The organism is Methylophilus sp. DMC14 (assembly GCF_056314085.1).
Genome location: NZ_JBQUZA010000002.1, coordinates 441,534 through 460,197, shown reverse-complemented (window position 1 = coordinate 460,197; position 18,664 = coordinate 441,534). Strand labels below are relative to the sequence as shown.

At 51.1% G+C, this 18,664-nt stretch carries 16 protein-coding genes; 11 read left to right on the top strand and 5 right to left on the bottom strand.

The window, feature by feature from the left end:
- The first annotated feature begins 210 nt into the window (after positions 1-210).
- On the top strand, positions 211-2,187 hold the full coding sequence (locus tag ACT53C_RS06495; protein WP_194749709.1) for a cation:proton antiporter: 1,977 nt from the start codon (positions 211-213) through the stop codon (positions 2,185-2,187).
- 73 nt (positions 2,188-2,260) lie between these two features.
- Positions 2,261-3,271 (top strand): NAD(P)/FAD-dependent oxidoreductase, encoded by a 1,011-nt coding sequence (locus ACT53C_RS06490; RefSeq protein ID WP_476145322.1) that lies wholly within the window; start codon positions 2,261-2,263, stop codon positions 3,269-3,271.
- A gap of 81 nt (positions 3,272-3,352) precedes the next feature.
- On the opposite strand, the gene ACT53C_RS06485 is transcribed toward ACT53C_RS06490, so the two are convergent.
- Together ACT53C_RS06485 and moaC are read right to left on the bottom strand one after the other, a co-directional pair.
- Positions 3,353-4,048 carry an endonuclease/exonuclease/phosphatase family protein gene (locus tag ACT53C_RS06485; RefSeq protein ID WP_476145321.1) on the bottom strand — a complete coding sequence of 232 codons (696 nt, stop codon included), beginning with the start codon at positions 4,046-4,048 and terminating at the stop codon, positions 3,353-3,355.
- A gap of 33 nt (positions 4,049-4,081) precedes the next feature.
- Positions 4,082-4,570: a cyclic pyranopterin monophosphate synthase MoaC gene (gene moaC / locus ACT53C_RS06480; RefSeq protein WP_476145320.1), complete on the bottom strand. Its 489-nt coding sequence runs from the start codon at positions 4,568-4,570 to the stop codon at positions 4,082-4,084.
- 111 nt (positions 4,571-4,681) lie between these two features.
- Between moaC and ACT53C_RS06475 the strand changes: the two genes are divergently transcribed.
- The 8 genes from ACT53C_RS06475 (at position 4,682) to cyoD (ending at position 13,771) form a co-directional block, all read left to right on the top strand.
- On the top strand, positions 4,682-6,241 hold the full coding sequence (locus ACT53C_RS06475; RefSeq protein ID WP_476145319.1) for a beta-barrel assembly-enhancing protease: 1,560 nt from the start codon (positions 4,682-4,684) through the stop codon (positions 6,239-6,241).
- Positions 6,242-6,250: 9 nt separating this feature from the next.
- A complete protein-coding gene (gene soxZ, locus ACT53C_RS06470; protein WP_476145318.1) occupies positions 6,251-7,057 on the top strand; it encodes a thiosulfate oxidation carrier complex protein SoxZ in 807 nt (268 codons plus the stop codon).
- A gap of 153 nt (positions 7,058-7,210) precedes the next feature.
- Positions 7,211-7,774: an alkyl hydroperoxide reductase subunit C gene (gene ahpC / locus ACT53C_RS06465; protein WP_313986261.1), complete on the top strand. Its 564-nt coding sequence runs from the start codon at positions 7,211-7,213 to the stop codon at positions 7,772-7,774.
- A gap of 185 nt (positions 7,775-7,959) precedes the next feature.
- Positions 7,960-9,525, top strand: a complete 1,566-nt coding sequence (gene ahpF, locus ACT53C_RS06460) for an alkyl hydroperoxide reductase subunit F (protein WP_476145317.1) — start codon at positions 7,960-7,962, stop codon at positions 9,523-9,525.
- A gap of 257 nt (positions 9,526-9,782) precedes the next feature.
- Complete coding sequence (gene cyoA, locus ACT53C_RS06455; RefSeq protein WP_476145316.1) at positions 9,783-10,727, top strand: ubiquinol oxidase subunit II; 945 nt, start codon at positions 9,783-9,785, stop codon at positions 10,725-10,727.
- 4 nt (positions 10,728-10,731) lie between these two features.
- Positions 10,732-12,768 (top strand): cytochrome o ubiquinol oxidase subunit I, encoded by a 2,037-nt coding sequence (gene cyoB / locus ACT53C_RS06450; protein WP_476145315.1) that lies wholly within the window; start codon positions 10,732-10,734, stop codon positions 12,766-12,768.
- Positions 12,765-13,376, top strand: a complete 612-nt coding sequence (cyoC, locus tag ACT53C_RS06445; protein ID WP_476145314.1) for a cytochrome o ubiquinol oxidase subunit III — start codon at positions 12,765-12,767, stop codon at positions 13,374-13,376. Before cyoB ends, cyoC begins: the two co-directional genes overlap by 4 nt.
- Positions 13,376-13,771 (top strand): cytochrome o ubiquinol oxidase subunit IV, encoded by a 396-nt coding sequence (gene cyoD, locus ACT53C_RS06440; RefSeq protein WP_476145313.1) that lies wholly within the window; start codon positions 13,376-13,378, stop codon positions 13,769-13,771. The genes cyoC and cyoD overlap by 1 nt, the downstream gene beginning before the upstream one ends.
- A 32-nt stretch (positions 13,772-13,803) precedes the next feature.
- Here the strand turns inward: cyoD and ACT53C_RS06435 are convergent, their stop codons facing one another.
- Positions 13,804-15,435, bottom strand: coding sequence for an NAD(P)/FAD-dependent oxidoreductase (locus tag ACT53C_RS06435; protein WP_476145312.1), 1,632 nt, complete (start codon positions 15,433-15,435; stop codon positions 13,804-13,806).
- Between the two features lie 185 nt (positions 15,436-15,620).
- Between ACT53C_RS06435 and ACT53C_RS06430 the strand changes: the two genes are divergently transcribed.
- Positions 15,621-16,715: a diguanylate cyclase domain-containing protein gene (locus ACT53C_RS06430; protein WP_476145311.1), complete on the top strand. Its 1,095-nt coding sequence runs from the start codon at positions 15,621-15,623 to the stop codon at positions 16,713-16,715.
- A gap of 36 nt (positions 16,716-16,751) precedes the next feature.
- Here the strand turns inward: ACT53C_RS06430 and ACT53C_RS06425 are convergent, their stop codons facing one another.
- Together ACT53C_RS06425 and ACT53C_RS06420 are read right to left on the bottom strand one after the other, a co-directional pair.
- Positions 16,752-17,357 carry an HdaA/DnaA family protein gene (locus tag ACT53C_RS06425; protein WP_476145310.1) on the bottom strand — a complete coding sequence of 202 codons (606 nt, stop codon included), beginning with the start codon at positions 17,355-17,357 and terminating at the stop codon, positions 16,752-16,754.
- Between the two features lie 20 nt (positions 17,358-17,377).
- Positions 17,378-18,508 (bottom strand): AI-2E family transporter, encoded by a 1,131-nt coding sequence (locus ACT53C_RS06420; RefSeq protein WP_194749796.1) that lies wholly within the window; start codon positions 18,506-18,508, stop codon positions 17,378-17,380.
- Positions 18,509-18,664: the final 156 nt, after the last annotated feature.

The following is an 18,664-nucleotide window of genomic DNA, read 5'->3' as shown; positions in this document are numbered from 1 at the left end:
ACAAGCGAGTTGCCTGACAATAAAGTAAAACACCCTTTTTTTACGGTTTTTTTATTCTCAGGCACATTTTTTGCATAAAACAAAGTTTTGTGGCACGATGCATCATCCTGAAACAATTGCGTTTCATAATAGACCTTGACCCTTCAGCGCTGGCTGATGGCGATCAAACCCCTGTTTGACCGGCTTGGTATAAATGCGTTAGAGCTTTGCATGTTTGATTCCCTGATACATCTTTTATTACTGCTGACCAGCTCGGTCTTCGCCGTGGGCTTGTTCCGCATCCTCGGCTTGCCTGCCATGCTGGCCTATTTTGTCATCGGCATCGTGCTGGGCCCGCACGCCCTGGGCTTGCTGGAGGATGAAGAGTCCGGTCGCCAGGTGGCCGAGTTTGGTATCGTGTTTTTGATGTTTAGCATCGGTCTCGAGTTTAGTCTGCCTAAGCTGTATGCCATGCGAAAAACGCTGTTCGGGCTAGGGGGCGGACAGGTCGTGCTGACCTTGCTGGCCAGTCTGGTGCTGGGCAAAGTGGCCGGGCTCAGCCTGACTTCTGCTTTTATCATTGGTGCGGCCATCACCATGTCCTCGACCGCGATTGTGTCCAAAATTCTGATGGAGCGTGTAGACCTTAACTCCAGACATGGTCGTCTCAGTATCGGCGTGCTGCTTTTCCAGGATCTGGCCGTGATTCCGATTCTGGTGTTGATCCAGACGCTAGGCTCGCATAGCGACAATTGGCTGGATGTGTTGGGGCTGACGCTGTTCAAGTCGTCTGTACTGCTGTTTTTACTGTTCAAGTTCGGGAAAAACATCCTTAACTTCTGGTTTGAGCTGGTGGCCAAACAGCGCTCACGCGAGTTGTTTGTGCTCAATGTGCTGATGGTGACCCTGCTGATGGCGGCAGCCACCAACTATGTCGGCTTGTCCTTTGCGCTGGGGGCCTTTGTGGCCGGGATGCTGATTTCTGAGACCAAATACCGTTATCAGGTCGAATCAGATATTGCGCCTTTCCGCGATATCTTGCTGGGTCTGTTTTTTATCAGCGTCGGCATGCTGCTCGACGTTTCCGTATTGATCAATCATATTGTATTGATTGTTTTCCTGTTAGCCCTGTTCCTGGTGTTCAAGATTGGCCTGATTGCCTTTTTAACCAAGTTGTATGGCTTTGAGATGGGCGTGGGTGTCCGTACCGGCATTATTCTTGGCCAGGCGGGGGAGTTCAGTTTTGTGGTGCTGGCCCTGGGCTTGCAAACGCATTTGATCGACGGCGAGTCCCTACAGCTGGTGCTGTCCGTGGCCGTGCTTTCCATGCTGGTGGCGCCATTCATTATTCAATATAACGGCAGGATTGCGCGCAAACTGGTCAAGAGTTATACGCGAAATAGCTACAAGGTGGTGGAGACTATTCAGGAGCACAGCCTCGATTTGCGCGACCATGTCATCATCTGCGGCTATGGCCGCAGTGGTCAGTATCTGGGCCGCTTTTTGCGCGAAGAAAATATCCCCTATGTGGCCCTGGATATGGATGCCAGCCGCGTTCAGGAAGCCGCCGCCGCCGGTGAAAATGTGATTTACGGCGATGCAGGCCGTCGCTCAGTGCTTGAGGCGGCCGGGCTGGCCAGGGCCAAAGCGGTGATTGTCAGCTATGCCGAAACGCGTGGCACCATGAAGGTTCTGCATGTGATCCAGGAGAAATATCCAACCCTGCCCGTGATTGTGCGCACCCATGATGACAGTGAAATGGATTTGCTGCGAGATGCCGGGGCGGCAGAAGTGGTGCCGGAAATTTTGGAGGGTAGCCTCATGCTGGCCTCGCATGCACTGGTCACGCTGGGGATTCCGCTTAACCGCGTGGTCAAACGTATCCGTCTGTTCCGCGAAGAGCGTTACAAAATGTTCAAAGGTTACTTCCGCGGCGTGAGTGATGCGGATACGACCACCGCCGCTCTGCCACAACTGCATTCGGTAGAGATGTATAAAAACTTTTATGCGCATGGTTTGCGCCTGGACCATATCCCGTTTGAGGATTTTGCGGTCGAGGTCAAACAGCTCAGGCGTACCAATATGCCAGAACCGATTGCACCCAGACCGGATATTATTCTCAACGAAGGCGATATTCTGGTCCTGCTCGGTAGCAATGCCGCCCTGATCGCCATGGAAGTCTATTTGATTTCTGGCCGTAAACCGTAAGACAATAGAGGCCTGAGGCCCTGACTGTTGCAGCTCGGGGCCTCAGGCTTTTTCATTTTAAATACCGGGTCTTATGGCAAACACTTCAGTGGTCGTGGTCGGCGGTGGCATCGTAGGCTGCCTCACTGCCATGCAGTTAAAGAAACAAGGGCACACCGTCACGCTGGTTGAGCGCAATATCGTCGCTGCGCAAACGTCAGGGGAGTCTTCGTGGGCTGGGGCGGGCATCGCTTTTCCGCTGTTGCCATGGTTTTATCAGGAGATTGTCAACGAGCTGGCGCTGGCTGGTGCGCGCGCCTATCCAGCCGTCAGTGCAGAGCTCTTTGCCGAAACCGGTATAGACACCGAATGCACGCGTAGCGGCATGCTGATCCAGCCGCCGTTTGACCAGCAAGCAGCCCTCGACTGGTGCCAGCGCTATGGACTGCAAGCAGAGTTGCAAGGAGATAACCTGCTGATTCCTGAAGTGGTGCAAATCCGTAACCCGCGCCTGCTACAATCGCTCAAAGCCTGGTTGATCAAGCATGGCGTCACTCTGCGCGAACAAACACAACTCATGCCTTTGCAAGAAGGTGCTTCCAGCATCCACACCTGGCAAACCACAACGGGCGACACCTTGTCGGCCGACCATTTTGTCGTCACCTCCGGCGCCTGGAGTTTTGAGCTACTCAAACAAACCGCTCTAAGTCTGGAGATCAAACCCATGCGCGGGCAAATGCTGTTGTATCAGATGTCCCCTGGCCTGCTACCGCATATTCTTTACCGTGAAGGTTTTTACATGCTGCAACGCCGCGATGGGCACTTGCTAGCCGGCAGTAGTCTGGAAGATGTCGGTTTTGATACCGGGGTGACTGAAAGCATGCGTCAGGAAATGCTGCAAAAAGCCGAGGCGATTCTGCCTGCCTTGCGAGGGCAATCAGTGATCAAACACTGGAGTGGCTTGCGCCCCGGCACGCCGCACAATATCCCGACCATAGGCCGTCATCCAAATATTGAAAATCTGTATTTGAATACCGGTCATTTTCGCTATGGTGTCACCATGGCGCCAGAATGCGCGCGACGGATTGCGGCGTTATTATCTTGATGCGAGAAAATTAAAAAACCAATGAGCAAATTTTCCTACAGCAAGTGGTGGACTCGGTTTTGTAATTTAGTGTGGGATATTTCATGTTATCTCAAACAGCATCGGCATGTGATCGCTTTGTGATAGCCATTTGTCTGCACTTCCTACCTCTACAGTGACTATCTTCCACGCGTTACCAAAGAAGCCATAGTCAATATGGTACGACTTTGAGTGGTTGCGATGCAGGTAAAGCGTAGGTCTTGTCTCATCTCCTTGAGCTTCTGCAAAATATGAGTGATAGGCGCTTTCCAGACCGAGTTCAGACAACTCTCTTACAACGTCTGTATGGTTCCACCACCTATCCCATTCATCCCAGCGCTTGTTGCTATTGAGGTCGCCCACAAGCATCGCGAAAGGGTTATTTAAAAAAACCTTATGTTGCTGTAAGAACTTCCAGAGCTGGCCTATATATGCAAAATTTGGAGAGTTTGCCTGCTTAGTCCAAGTAGCAAGTAGAGGTATGTGACCATCCACCATGCAAGGTAGAAAAAGCTCTAATGGTTTAAGGTTAAGTTTAATCTGTTCAAGTGAGATGCCATGTTTTGCGAATACTCCCAAACCTTTATTTTTGGTCTTACCATGCCATAGAAAGTTGGCGGCAAAAGCTTGGTAATGTTTATCCTTGGATTGATGGGGATCTTCACACTCTTGAATAACCAGAATGTCTGCATCGTATTCTGAAACTAGCTGGAACTTCTTACGAAAGGCACCGTTACAATTCCAAGTTAAGACTCTCATTGGGTGTATTTTCTAATCTCAGGGTTTATTTGCTTAGTTTGCCACCCAATCCCCACTCTTCCCACCATGTTTTTCCAGTACGCGAACACTTTGTATTGTCATGCCGCGATCAATCGCCTTACACATATCATAAATTGTCAGCAGGCCAACCTGTACAGCAGTCAAGGCTTCCATTTCCACCCCGGTTTGCCCGGTGGTCTCACATTGCACTCGGCAAGTAATACTGTGTTGCGTTTCATTCGCCATAAAACTGACATCGACGCGGCTTAGGCTAAGCGGGTGGCAGAGCGGTATGAGGTCGCTGGTTTTTTTGCTGGCCTGGATCGCGGCGATACGGGCGATGCCGAGTACGTCGCCTTTTTTAGCGTTCCCTTGCAGGATGATTTGCAGGGTGGCCGCTTGCATTTCAATCTTGCCTTCAGCGATGGCGATGCGTTTGGTGTGAGCCTTGTCACCGATATCGACCATATGGGCCTGGCCTTGGGCGTTAAAGTGGGTGAGTCCGTTGTTGGCAGTTGACATGGGTATTCTTAACCTGGCGCTAGTGAAAAAGGGTGAACTCGGGCAATGAAGTCGCTATCATAACAAGTTTGGGTCTTTAGCACAGGGCACATGCGTTTTAAACCACTCCACATGGCATTTCAATCTGGCAATCTGCGTACACGTTGTGCGCGGCTGTTGCGCGGGTTGTGTTTGTGCACACTGTTTATCGTGCCAGAGGCGTCCTTGTTGGCGAATAACGCGACTGGTATTTTTTCTGGTAAGCCTTATGAGCCTGGTGATCTGGATGTCACCCTGCCTGCCGATTCATCTAACCAGCTGCCTGAGTTGGGTGACGCTTCGCAAACCGTATTGTCATTACGTGATGAAGAAAAAATTGCGCACCAGATTTTAAAGCAAGTCGCTACCGATGAAGATGTGTTCGATGATGCTGAGGTAACGGATTACCTGCAGGCACTGGGGACGCGGCTGGGGGCGAGTAGCCCGGACCGCGCCCAGAAATTTTATTTTTTTGTGGTACAGGACAAGTCGATTAACGCTTTTGCCATGCCGGGCGGCGTCATTGGCGTCCATACCGGTTTATTCATTGCGGCCAACAGTGAGTCTGAGTTGGCCAGTGTGCTGGGGCACGAAATCGGCCATGTCACGCAGCATCACCTGGCGCGAATGCTGGCCTCTCAAAAGTACGATATGTTCAAGAATATCGCTGCGACGGCCCTGGCCTTGCTGGTGGCACGCTCTAACCCGCAAGTGGGCATGGGCGCGATGACTGCGGCCTCTGCTGCCGGGATACAAAAGCAGCTGGATTACACGCGTGAGCACGAGCGCGAAGCAGATCGGGTCGGCTTGACCATTTTGCAGGATGCAGGCTTTGATGTGCGCGCCATGCCGGCCTTTTTTACCACCATGCAGCGGGCGACGCGCTTTTCAGATGGCAATATGCCCAGCTATTTGCGTACCCACCCGCTGACCAGCGAGCGGATTGCCGATATAGGCAACCGTGTACAAAACCTGCCTTATAAGCAGGTGAATGAAAGTCTGCCCTTTTTTATGATGCGGGCAAAAATCCGGGCCTTTCAAGGCGCGCCCCAGCAAATGGTAGAAGAGTTTCAGAACAATATTAACGAGGGCCGCTACCAGAATGAGCTGGCTGAACACTATGGCCTGGCTTACGCCTGGCTGCGTGTCAATCAGCCGCAAAAAGCACAGGCCGAGGTCGACTGGCTGGTTAAGCATGGCCTTTCCAGCCCTTATCTGGTGACTTTGCAAGGCTTGACCCTGGCCAAGTCGGGGCAGGTGGCACAGGCGCAAAACCGTTTTGTTCAGGGCTTGCAGCAATATCCGCAACATCGTGCGCTGGCGCAAGGCGAGGCTGAGTTATTGATCCGCAGCAATCAGTGGGCGCCGGCAGTCAGCTTTATCCAGAAACAGCTGGAGGCCTTCCCTGAGGACCCAAAACTGTATGACTGGCTGGCTGCCGCATATCAGGGCCAGGACAAACAGATGTTGCGGCATCAGGCGCTAGGGGAGTCTTATGTGCGCAAATATGACTTGCCGCGGGCGATTGAGCAGTTTGAGATTGCCAGCAAGGCCAAGGATGGCGATTTTTACCTGCAATCCAAAGTCGAGGCCAGATTGAAAGCGCTCAGGGTGCAGCTCAAGCTGGAGCAGGGGGATGACAAAAATGGATAGGAGGGCAGGATGGACAGACGTCGCTGGTTAAAAAACAGTGTGCTGCTGGCAGCGCTACCGTTGTGGATCATCGCCCGTAAAGTGCAAGCGGCCACCTGGTTTGCTTCTGCCTTTGAGGCCAAGCAAACGGCACAAGTGTTGGCTGCGCTCAAAGCCACCGCGGTGCCTGTCACCACTGATCTCAGTATTGACGCACCGCAAAAAGCTGAAAACGGCGCTGTGGTGCAAATTGAGCTGAGTAGTACGCTGGCGGCGGGCAAACTGCGTAGCTTGCGTTTGCTGGCAGATGCCAATCCCACTCCCTTGATTGCGAGTTTTGAGTTAGGCAAGCAGGTATTGCCCAAGCTTGTGACACGCGTCAAGCTCGCGCAATCGGGGGAGGTGATCGCGTTGGCAGAGCAGGTGAGCGGCCAGTTTGTGCAGCAACGGCGCCAGGTGATTGTGCTGGAAGATGGCTGCGCCAGCAGCGAACGTGAAGAGCCGTTTGCCAGCAGCATGAAAATGCGTGCGCGCATGCTGGAAAGCAGCCCGCTGGGTAGCAATGTCACTGAACTTAAAATCATTATTGTGCATCCCATGCGTACGGGTCGTAGCAAAAACGAGGATGGCCAGTTAATGCCGGCGCATTTTATGCAACTGATGCAAGTGGTGATGAATGGGCAGGTGATTGTCGATGCACAGACAGGCACCGCGATTTCGCGTAATCCTTATTTCACGTTTTACATACAGGATGCCCGGATTGGTGATGTGATTACGGTAAACTGGCAGGATAACCGTGGTCTTGAGGGGCATGGGCAAGTCACGGTTACCTCATAGTTTGATAAAAATAATTTATTAATAAAATTAAAATAATCAATTTTACATATTAATTTTGTATGTCTAAAATGCATACATTCGCTGTTGAGACACAGCAATTTTTAATAAGCCCTGTTTAATTAACCCATGTTCTAAATCATAAAGGAGAACTAAATGTCATTGATTAACACACAAGTACAACCATTCAAGGCACAAGCATTCCACAACGGTAAATTTATCGAGGTGACTGAAGAGTCTTTGAAAGGCAAATGGTCTGTGTTGATTTTCATGCCGGCAGCATTCACTTTCAACTGCCCAACAGAAGTTGAAGATGCGGCTGACAACTACGCAGAATTCCAGAAGGCTGGTGCTGAAGTGTACATCGTGACCACCGATACCCACTTCTCCCACAAGGTTTGGCACGAGACTTCACCTGCAGTTGGCAAGGCAAAATTCCCACTGGTTGGTGACCCAACGCACCAATTGACACGTGCTTTTGACGTGCATATTGATGAAGAAGGTTTGGCTCTGCGCGGTACGTTCGTGATCAACCCAGACGGCGTGATCAAGACTGTTGAAGTACACAGCAACGAAATCGCCCGTGATGTGAAAGAAACACTGCGCAAATTGAAGGCTGCGCAATATACCGCTGCTAACCCAGGCCAGGTGTGCCCAGCCAAGTGGAACGAAGGTGCAAAAACCTTGACCCCATCTTTGGACTTGGTAGGTAAGATCTAATCTCGTTGAGATTGGTATGAGCAACGCCCTGCGCAAGCAGGGCGCTCAGGAAAAGTCACTGAGTGGATGTGAACGGTGGTTTTTCCTGAGCGAGTTTCCCCCAACCATTTTTGATTGCCATGCATGATGGCCACGGCTTGTTGTTGCCTGAAGAAATGCACCAGCCGTGATTTTGGAGAATGAATATGTTAGATGACACCTTAAAGGCCCAGTTACAAACCTACCTAGGCATGTTGCGCCAGCCTATCCGCTTGATCGCTTCGCTGGATGGGAGTGAGCGTGCAGCAGAAATGCGTGAACTGTTGCAAGAAATTGCCGCGTTGTCCGACAAGGTCAGCCTGGATGAGAGCGGCAATGATGAACGCAAACCTTCATTTGTCATTGCTAAAGAAGGCGAAACCCATGGTGTGCGCTTTGCGGCGATTCCATTAGGCCATGAGTTCACCTCCTTGGTACTGGCCTTGTTGTGGACCGGTGGCCATCCGCCTAAGGTTGAACAGGATGTACTTGACCAGATCAAGGCGCTGGATAGCGATTTGAATTTTGAAGTGTATATGAGCTTGTCTTGCCATAACTGCCCGGATGTCGTGCAGGCAACCACGCTGATGACCGTGTTCAACCCACGCATTCAGACCACCGTGATTGACGGCGCGCTGTTTCAGGACGAAGTCAATGAGCGCAACATCATGGCGGTGCCTGCGACTTTCCTCAATGGCGAAATGTTTGCCTCGGGCCGTATGCTGGTCGAAGAAATTCTGGCCAAAGTGGATACTGGCGCAGTGGCCAAAGAAGCCGAAAAGCTCAATGCCAAAGAAGCGTTTGATGTGCTGGTGGTGGGTGGTGGCCCGGCGGGTGCTTCAGCCGCAATTTATGCGGCCCGTAAAGGCATACGCACGGGCATCGTCGCTGAGCGCTTTGGTGGCCAGGTTAACGATACCCTGGCGATTGAAAACTTTATTTCAGTCAAAGAGACCGAGGGCCCTAAACTGGTCGCGGCGCTTGAAGAGCACGTGAAAACCTACGACGTGGATATCATGCCATTGCAACGTGCCGTTGGATTGGCCGAGCCTAGCAAAACCGACAGCAAACATGCTGGCTTGATTGAAGTGAAGCTCGAAAGCGGGGCGATTTTGCGCAGCAAGTCCGTGATTCTGGCCACCGGTGCTCGCTGGAGAAATCTGAATGTGCCTGGCGAAGAGGCCTATAAAAATAAAGGCGTGGCCTACTGCCCACACTGCGATGGCCCCTTGTTCAAGGGCAAGCATGTCGCGGTGATTGGCGGCGGTAACTCCGGCGTTGAGGCTGCGATTGACCTGGCGGGCGTCGTGGGGCATGTCACCTTGCTGCAGTTTGATACTGAACTGAAAGCCGATGCCGTGCTGCAACGCAAACTGCGCTCACTTGAAAACGTGACGATTTTAACCAGTGCGCAGACCACCGAAATCACGGGGGATGGGGCACGCGTCAATGGCTTGACCTACACGGATCGCGTCTCTGGCGAGAGCAAACATATCGCACTGGAAGGCGTGTTTATCCAGATCGGCCTAGTTCCCAACAGTGACTGGCTGAAAGGCACCCTGGACCTGAGCAAATATGGTGAAATTGAAATTAACCACCACAATGCCACTTCGTTGCCAGGCGTGTTTGCGGCCGGGGATGTCACAACGATTCCTTACAAGCAGATCATCATTGCCATGGGGGAAGGCTCGAATGCGGCACTGGGGGCATTTGATTACCTGATTCGTCAATAATGAATCATTAACCTTAAAGTATTACTGTTGCATCGCCCTCTACTTTGGATCAATCTCCAAAGTAGAGGGCGTAATTTTTTGTCGAAAAGAGGTTAATCGTTAAGCCTGCAAGGTCAATGTAAGACAATTTATTTAGCATACTTTCCAGAACTCAAAAGGTTCATGAGGAAATGGGCGGTTACATTCATGACGGCCAAGGTCATTTCTCGCCCAGTCACAGGTTTGATGTGGCGCAAGTTAGTTAAGGAAGTTGCTATATGCAGGAAATCCCGTTGAGTGAAATTCTTCCCCAACATGCTGTAGAGTGTCTGACCAATTGTTCATCATGGGTACTACTCGATCCCGCAGGGCCCGTGGCCGCAGATGAAAAAAGACTAATTATTATTGCGTTTGCGCTGATGTTAACGGTGGTCATTCCGGTCATCGTGATGGCGATCATGTTTGCCTGGAAATACCGTGCCTCCAAACAATCAGCAGACTTTGCCCCGAAATGGGCACACTCCTTCAAGATTGAGGTCGTGGTTTGGCTGGTGCCAGCCGTGATCGTAACAATATTGAGTGTTCTGGTGTGGGACTATTCACATCGGCTTGATCCTTACCAGCCACTGGCGTCAACAGTAAAACCCATTCAGGTGGAAGCTATTTCCATGGACTGGAAATGGCTGTTTATTTATCCTGAGTTAGGTATCGCGTCTGTTAATCAGCTTGTGGTGCCTGCCAATGTCCCGGTCAGCTTCCGCATTACGTCTGATTCGGTCATGACTTCTTTCTTTATTCCGCAGCTGGGTAGCCAAATTTACGCCATGGCGGGGATGGAAACCAAATTACATTTGCAGGCCAACCGTATCGGGGTGTTTCAAGGCTTGAATTCACAGTTTAGTGGCGATGGTTTTTCGGGCATGCATTTTCATACGATTGCCACAGATGAGAAGGGCTTTAACACTTGGTTGAGTAAAGTGCGTCAGTCCAAGATTCCATTGGATCAAGCGCATTTTAAAAGCTTAGAGATCCCTAGCCATCATACGCCGGTGCAATATTTTACGCAGGTAAAATCAGGCCTCTTTGACGATGTCCTGATGAAGTATATGCCGGACATGACTTCCCAACAGCAAACTGCTGACTTATGCCGACAGCCTGCTGGTCATCAGCAATTTGCTTCTGCGGCTTCGCAGCCGACAACAATTTCGCATTCTCGGGAGTAGTACCTTGGAAACAGAGCTGTTTGGAAAGCTGACGCTTTCTGCAATTCCCTATGATAATCCTATCGTTATGGGGGCGGTGGGTGTCTCCGCATTGATCGGTCTGCTTATTCTGGCTTGGATCACCGTCCAGGGTAAGTGGGCTTATTTGTGGCATGAGTGGTTCACCAGTGTCGATCACAAACGTATCGGTATCATGTACATTGTGCTCGCAGGGGTCATGTTGCTGCGAGGTTTTGCCGACGCCATCATGATGCGCATACAGCAAGCCATGGCCGTCGGATCCTCCTACGGATATTTGCCGCCCGAGCATTATGATCAGATTTTCAGTGCGCACGGCACCATCATGATTATTTTTGTCGCAATGCCATTTTTTATTGGCTTGATGAATGTGGTTGTGCCACAACAGATTGGTGCACGGGATGTCGCGTTTCCTTTCCTTAACTCGGTGAGTTTCTGGTTGACCGCAATCAGCGCCATGCTGATCATGCTGTCTTTGGCGGTTGGTGAGTTTTCCAAGGCGGGTTGGACCGGATATCCGCCATTGTCCGAGATGGACTACAGCCCGGGTGTTGGGGTGGATTACTGGATTTGGAGTATTCAGATCGGTGGTATTGGCACCATGGTCACAGGGATTAATTTCTTTGTCACGATCATGAAAATGCGTGCGCCAGGTATGACGCTCATGCGGATGCCAGTATTTAGCTGGACGATATTGGTGACTAATGTGCTGATTATGTTGTCTTTTCCAGTACTGACTGTTACTTTGGCACTGTTGAGCCTGGATCGCTATCTGGATATGCATTTTTTTACCAACAGTTTGGGCGGCAATATGATGATGTACCCGAATCTTTTCTGGATATGGGGCCATCCTGAGGTCTATATTGTGATCTTGCCGGCATTTGGCATGTTCTCTGAAGTGGTCTCTGCCTACTCGCAAAAGCGCCTGTTCGGATATAAATCCATGGTCTACGCGACCGCGGCGATTGGCGTCCTGTCATTCTCTGTATGGTTGCACCATTTCTTTACCATGGGTGAGGGCGGTGATGTCAACGCAGTATTTGGGATTGCCACCATGATTATTGCGGTCCCCACAGGCGTGAAGATTTTTAATTGGCTGTTCACCATGTATCGCGGGCGCGTGCAAATCACCTCCCCCATGTTGTGGGCGTTGGCGTTTATTGTTTATTTCAGTATTGGTGGCATGACGGGCGTGCTGCTCGCCGTGCCACCAGCCGACTTCGTTTTGCATAATAGCCTGTTCCTGGTGGCGCATTTCCATAACATGCTGATTCCTGGCGCTTTATTTGGCTATTTCGCTGGCTTTACTTATTGGTTTCCAAAAATGTTTGGTTACAAGCTGGATGAAGTCTGGGGTAAGCGGGCTTTCTGGGCCTGGGTACTCGGTTTCGGTTTGGCCTTTATGCCATTGTATGCTCTGGGCTTAATGGGGATGCCGCGCCGACTGGAGCACTACATTAATCCTGAGTGGCATCCATTGCTGATGGTCGCCCTTGTCGGTACGGTGTTTGTGTTTGCGGGCATCGTTATGCAAGTCATCCAGTTGGTGGTCAGCTACAAAAATCGTGCTGAGTTGCGTGATGCCAGTGGCGACCCATGGAACGGACACACCTTGGAGTGGGCCATGTCATCGCCACCGCCTTTTTATAATTTTGCAGTGGTTCCAGTGGTAGAGGATCTGGATGCGTGGACTGACATGAAAGAAAAAGGCGTCGCATATGATCGTCCACAACAGTATGAAGATATTCATATGCCAAAAAATACAGCTCTGGGCTTTGTTATGGGGATATTGGCATTTATTTTCGGCTTTGCCATGATCTGGCAGATTTGGTGGCTGGCATTGCTCGGTGCCATTGGTTTAGTGGTGAGTGTTATTGTGCGCGCTTCAGATACCGACGTAGATTACTATGTCCCGGCAGCAGAAGTGCAGCGGATTGAAGATGCGCGTTATCTTCAGCTCGCCGGGTTAAGCAGCAAGTCTTCCGATATTTCTCAAGCATTTGATGATCAGGTGAAACCATGAGCGTACAACATTCTACTCAAGTGATGCATACGCACGGTCATGCCGGGCATGACCCTGTCGGTAATACTATTTTCGGCTTCTGGCTGTATATCATGACCGATTGTGTATTGTTCGCTGCCCTGTTCGCGACTTTTGCCGTACAAAGTCAGAGTTTTGCTGGCGGTCCGAGTGGCAAGACCTTGTTTGAACTGCCTTATGTGTTTGCTGAAACCATGTTGTTGTTGGTCAGTAGCGTGACTTATGGTCTAGCAATGCTTAACATGCAAAAGAATCAAGCGCAGAAAGTGATGCTTTGGTTGGGGATGACATTTTTGCTGGGCCTAGGATTTATCGGGATGGAAATCAATGAGTTTCACCATCTGGTCATGGCTGGTCACGGGCCTTCTCGGAGTGGTTTTCTATCAGCATTTTTTACGCTGGTAGGGACCCATGGGGCACACGTCAGTTTCGGGTTGATATGGATTGTTGTGATGATGGCGCAAGTCTCTGCACGTGGGCTGAATACTCCGGTGCGATCAAGACTGGTGCGCTTAAGCTTGTTTTGGCATTTTCTGGATATCGTCTGGATTGGTGTCTTTAGCATTGTTTACCTGATGGGAGTGATTTGATGCAGACAGAAACACAGCACAATAACGGGCCGACTGAGGTGCCATACCACGGCACTTTACAGGGATATGTGACGGGTTTTGTATTAGCACTTGTGCTGACTGCAGTGCCGTTTGCGCTTGTGATGAATGGATTTTTACCACAATCAGGGTTGCTGGTGGGGGTATTGCTGGCAGCGATTGTGCAGATGGTCGTACATTTGCACTTCTTTTTGCATCTAGACCGATCTGCTAATGAGCGCTGGAACGTCATGTCACTCTTGTTCACCGTATTGATTATGGTGATTTTTGTGGCGGGTTCAGTCTGGATTATGTACAGCTTGCACCTACGGATGCACGCCCCTGTCTCGGTTCATCACGCGCATGTGCACCGCTCCATGGAGATGCCGGAAAAATGAGACCAGCACACGTGCCAAACATGTGCTGATCTTTAAGACAAGATAGATATTGAAACTGCTTCAGCTACTTTAATCCCATCTACGGCAGCTGACAGAATGCCGCCTGCGTAGCCTGCGCCTTCACCACAGGGAAACAAGCCTTTGGTGTTGATGCTTTGCAAGGTATCGTCGTTGCGTTTGATGCGGATCGGGCTGGATGTGCGGGTTTCAACACCTGTGAGGACGCCATCCGCCAGGTCAAACCCGGTAACTTGTTTGGCAAAAGCCGGGATCGCTTCACGCATGGCGCTAATCGCGAATTCAGGCAATGCCGTATCCAGGTTGGTCAAGTGCACACCGGGTGTGTAAGACGGCGTCACTTCACCAAATTGGGTCGAAGGGCGGTTAGCTAAAAAGTCGCCTATCAGTTGGCCGGGGGCTGAGTAATTACTGCCGCCGAGCACGTAGGCCTGGCTTTCTAGCTGGCGCTGGAATTCGACCCCGGCCAGCGGATGGCCGGGATAATCCACTTCCGGCGTGATGCCGACCACAATGCCGGCATTGGCGTTACGCTCGTTGCGGCTATATTGGCTCATGCCATTGGTCACCACGCGGTTGGGTTCTGAGGTGGCGGCAACTACCGTGCCGCCCGGGCACATGCAAAAGCTATACACGCTACGGCCATTTTGCGCGTGATGCACCAGCCGGTAATCAGCTGCGCCCAGTTTTTTAAGGATATCGTCGCTATAGCTTTTGCCATAGCGCGCGCGATCTATCAGGCTTTGTGGATGTTCAATGCGGAAGCCAATCGAGAACGGCTTGGCTTCAACATACACGCCTCTTTCATAGACCATCTCAAACGTGTCCCGTGCGCTGTGGCCGACGGCGAGCACCAGGTGGTTGGTTGGAATGAACTCACCACTATGCAAGGTCACGCCTTGTACCTGTTCATTTTCAATCGCAATATCGGTCACCCGGCTTTCAAAGCGGATCTCTCCCCCCAGGCTAATAATGGTATTGCGCATTTCTTCAACCATGCCGACCAGACGGAACGTTCCGATGTGCGGATGGCTGACATAAAGAATTTCTTCTGGCGCCCCGGCCTTGACGAATTCCTGCAAGACCTTGCGGCCGTAATGCTTGGGGTCTTTGATCTGGCTGTAGAGTTTGCCATCCGAGAACGTGCCTGCTCCGCCTTCACCAAACTGCACGTTGGACTCAGGGTTCAATGTGCGTTTGCGCCAGAGTCCCCAGGTGTCTTGGGTCCGCTTGCGTACTTCTTTGCCGCGTTCGAGCACTATCGGAGTGAAGCCGGCTTGCGCGAGAATCAGCGCGGCAAAAATCCCGGCTGGGCCAAACCCGACCACAACAGGCCGGTGTGTTTTGGCTTGATTTGACTGTGCAACAAAATGGTAGCTGGTATCCGGTGCCGGTTTGATGTGCGGGTCTTTTTTAAACCGTGCCAGTATTTTGGCTTCGTTTTTGACTTCGACATCCAGGTTGTACACATACAATATGGCATGTGATTTGCGCGCATCCACGCCACGCTTAAAGATTTCAAAGCGAATCAGATCGCTTTCGGGGATCTCCAGACGCTTGAGCAGCGCGGCCTTGATCTGGTCGTCTTGGTGTTTGAGTGTATCTGCAAGCTCAATGGCTAGCTTGATTTCTGTGATTCTGAGCATAATAGGGATAGTGGTTATCTATCAAACCGCTATTTTATTCTATTCGACAAGGCTTTATCATCAATTATTTAGCAAAAATCCCTAAACACCATGTGAATATGTGACGATATAAAGTCTGTATGTTTAACTACAAGCGACGAATACTTATCCCGCTAATCATTGCGGCTGCATTATTATGCATCTCAATGGCAGGGCTGTTTGTCGCCATGTATCAGCTCGTTAATTACTCAGAGCAAAAAGACCTGGTAGACAGGCAGCGCTACCAGGTGGTGGCGTTGGGCAAGGCGATCACCAATGCCGAGAGTGGGCAGCGTGGTTATTTGCTCACTGGCCATACCCTGTTTCTGGATGCCTTGGAGCAGGGCCAAGCAGAAGCCATGAAAGCGATCTCGCTACTGGAGCACGACCTTGAAGTGTCTTCGGCTGCACGCCCCTTGCTGGCTAACATCAAACAGCTGGTGCAACAAAAATTTAATGCCATGGATAAAAGTGTGCAGGTGCAGATGCATGCGGGTGAGTACGCGCCTCATCTTTCATTAAGCCGAGATCGCGGACGCGAGTTGATGAAACTTATTGATGGGCAACTGGCGCAGATTGATGAGCAGTTGCTGATCAAACGTCAGTGGTTTGAGCAAGCGATCCGCAATCGCATTCTGGCTTCAGTGACGGTAGCGATTCTATTGAGTATTGTCATTATCAGCGTCTTGGTCTTTTCTTACCGCAGTACCACCCTTTTGCTGGAACAGGTCATGGAAAATCAGGCCGTAGCTAAGCAGCTTAGCCATCAGGCGGATCACGATTTGCTCACCAGCCTGCCAAACCGCCGCAGTGTGAATGTCTATCTGGAAAGCACTTACGAAATGGCCAGGATAGGCTCCAAGCAGTTTGCTGTCTTTTTTATGGATCTGGATGGGTTCAAACGGGTGAACGATGCCTATGGACATGATGTGGGCGATGCCTTGCTAATTGAAGTGGCAAATATGTTTAAGAAAGTGCTGAGACAGTCTGACTTTCTGGCCCGTCAGGGCGGAGACGAGTTTGTATTGGTGGTGAGCAACTACTTACATCGGCTGGAATTGACGCAGCTCGCGCAGCGCTTGATCCACTTGTTTGCGCAACCCGTGGTTGTGCGCGGGATTCAATTGGAAATCGGGGTGAGTATCGGCATTGCCGAATACCCGCATCATGGCAAAAACGTGAAACAGTTGTTGCATGTGGCAGATAAAGCCATGTACGACTCCAAGAAAAATGGCAAGAATCGTTTCAGCTTTGGCGAGTAAGTCGATAGCTGAGTGTGGTGCCCGTCTTGTGTTTGATTACCGCGTTGTCTGCAACTGACGCATTTTTTTGAGCATGGCGACGGTGACGGGCTTTTTGGTGGTCAACGACCATTTATCCAGCGCGTCCAGCACGGCCATCAGTGTTGGCAAGTCCCGGCGCAAATAGCGCAAGCAGTAAGCAATCACCTCTTCGGGTAATTTCATGCCACGCTCATGCGCATGTGCACGCAAGGCTTCCGCTTTTTCACTGTCACTCAGCGGATGTAGTTGATAAACCAAGCCCCAGGCCAGCCTGGTCGCGAGGTCATCACGCAAGCCCATCTGGGTGGGCGCATGGCTGCCAGCGGTCACCAGCATGCCGCCTTCCGCCTTGATCTGGTTAAAAGTATCAAACAAAATGATTTGTGACTCTTCATCCAGCAGATGCACATCATCGGCAATATGCGCTCCCAGGGCTTGTGCGGCCAGCAATAAATGGCTTTTACCACTGCCAGATTCGCCCCAGAGGTAAAGAAATCGGGTGGGGGCTTGTGCGGCCAGCACGGCATGTAAGCTGGCCAGCGCCTCTTGGTTTTGGCCCACAATAAAGTTGTCAAAACCGGGCGCGGCCGGCGGCTGAATATTCAGTAGCAGTTGTTTCACGGCAGTCTTATCGCGAGAGATCACTCATCCAGGGTTTGGATCAGATTCGGCTCGCTATTCAAATAGGTTTCGCTACGCAAATAACTTTGTTTGGTATGGCGCAGGCCTACGGCAATCGCGGCACTCACCGGCAACGCCAGCAATACGCCGGCAAACCCAAATAATTGCCCACCTGCCATTAACGCGAGAATCACAATGACCGGGTGCAAGCCGATGCGGTCGCCCACTAAAATAGGCGTGAGCAGAAAGCTTTCTACAAACTGGCCGACGCCGAATACCAGCAGGACTGGGACTACTTCTGGTAGCGAGGCAAACTGTAACAATGCGAGCAAGACTGCCATCACAAAGGCCAAGGCAAAACCCAGGTAGGGGACAAAGCTTAACAAGCCGGCAATCATGCCGATGGAGAGCGCCATATCCAGCCCCACCAGCCACAGGCCGACGCTGTAAAACACGCATAGCGACAGCATGACGGAAAGCTGGCCACGCAAGAACTCTGCGACCACGCTGTCTACGTCTTTACAGATATGCTTTACCCGCGCGATCCAGTTGCGCGGGATCAGGTTGCCGGTTTCAGCCACCATATGATCCCAGTCTCGCAGAAAATAAAACAACACCACAGGCAACAGGCAAATGTTGGCAAACATGCCAATCAGGTTAAGGCCTTTTTGCCCGGCGCTGAGCAAGAAACTGCCCAGCATGCTGCCTGCGGTTTGCCAGTGCTCGCTGATCAGTTTTTGGACAACATTGCTGTCAATATCAAGGTGGATGCCGAATTTGTCGCGTAACCAGGGCTCTACCTGCTGATGGAAGTGATCGACCACGACCGGTAAGCGTTGCGCGATTAACTGCGATTGCTGTTGCAAGAGCGGAATCAAGATCAGCAACAGACCAATCAACGCCAGAATGACGCCAGTCATCACCAGCAAGGTGGCGACGGTACGGCCAAACTGCCAGCGACCCAGGCCGGCTTCGCTCAGTTTGTCCACCATGGGGTCCAGCATATAGGCAATCACGGCAGCGGCCAGAAAAGGCGTGAGGATGGGCTCAAGCAGGTAAAACAGGTAAATGAAAATGCCGATCACAATCCACCAGCGATGATCACTGACAAACTGGGTAGCAATGGACTTGTGATGGTCTTGATCTGACATGGGTAGGGCGCATGCGCGAATCCGGCATAGGTCGAACTGGCAAGATGCGTTAAAATAATGATTATTTTAAAATTATACTGAATTTCGACGCGGTCTTACGCTTTGTTGCAAACATCTGCACATTGCCGGTAGTGCGTCACACAATTAATCGCATTG

Bases quoted from the DNA above. Each gene is read 5' to 3' on its own strand.
- ACT53C_RS06495 (WP_194749709.1), top strand. From the start codon at position 211: ATGTTTGATTCCCTGATACATCTTTTATTACTGCTGACCAGCTCGGTC.
- ACT53C_RS06490 (WP_476145322.1), top strand. From the start codon at position 2,261: ATGGCAAACACTTCAGTGGTCGTGGTCGGCGGTGGCATCGTAGGCTGC.
- ACT53C_RS06485 (WP_476145321.1), bottom strand. From the start codon at position 4,048: ATGAGAGTCTTAACTTGGAATTGTAACGGTGCCTTTCGTAAGAAGTTC.
- moaC (WP_476145320.1), bottom strand. From the start codon at position 4,570: ATGTCAACTGCCAACAACGGACTCACCCACTTTAACGCCCAAGGCCAG.
- ACT53C_RS06475 (WP_476145319.1), top strand. From the start codon at position 4,682: ATGGCATTTCAATCTGGCAATCTGCGTACACGTTGTGCGCGGCTGTTG.
- soxZ (WP_476145318.1), top strand. From the start codon at position 6,251: ATGGACAGACGTCGCTGGTTAAAAAACAGTGTGCTGCTGGCAGCGCTA.
- ahpC (WP_313986261.1), top strand. From the start codon at position 7,211: ATGTCATTGATTAACACACAAGTACAACCATTCAAGGCACAAGCATTC.
- ahpF (WP_476145317.1), top strand. From the start codon at position 7,960: ATGTTAGATGACACCTTAAAGGCCCAGTTACAAACCTACCTAGGCATG.
- cyoA (WP_476145316.1), top strand. From the start codon at position 9,783: ATGCAGGAAATCCCGTTGAGTGAAATTCTTCCCCAACATGCTGTAGAG.
- cyoC (WP_476145314.1), top strand. From the start codon at position 12,765: ATGAGCGTACAACATTCTACTCAAGTGATGCATACGCACGGTCATGCC.
- cyoD (WP_476145313.1), top strand. From the start codon at position 13,376: ATGCAGACAGAAACACAGCACAATAACGGGCCGACTGAGGTGCCATAC.
- ACT53C_RS06435 (WP_476145312.1), bottom strand. From the start codon at position 15,435: ATGCTCAGAATCACAGAAATCAAGCTAGCCATTGAGCTTGCAGATACA.
- ACT53C_RS06430 (WP_476145311.1), top strand. From the start codon at position 15,621: ATGGCAGGGCTGTTTGTCGCCATGTATCAGCTCGTTAATTACTCAGAG.
- ACT53C_RS06420 (WP_194749796.1), bottom strand. From the start codon at position 18,508: ATGTCAGATCAAGACCATCACAAGTCCATTGCTACCCAGTTTGTCAGT.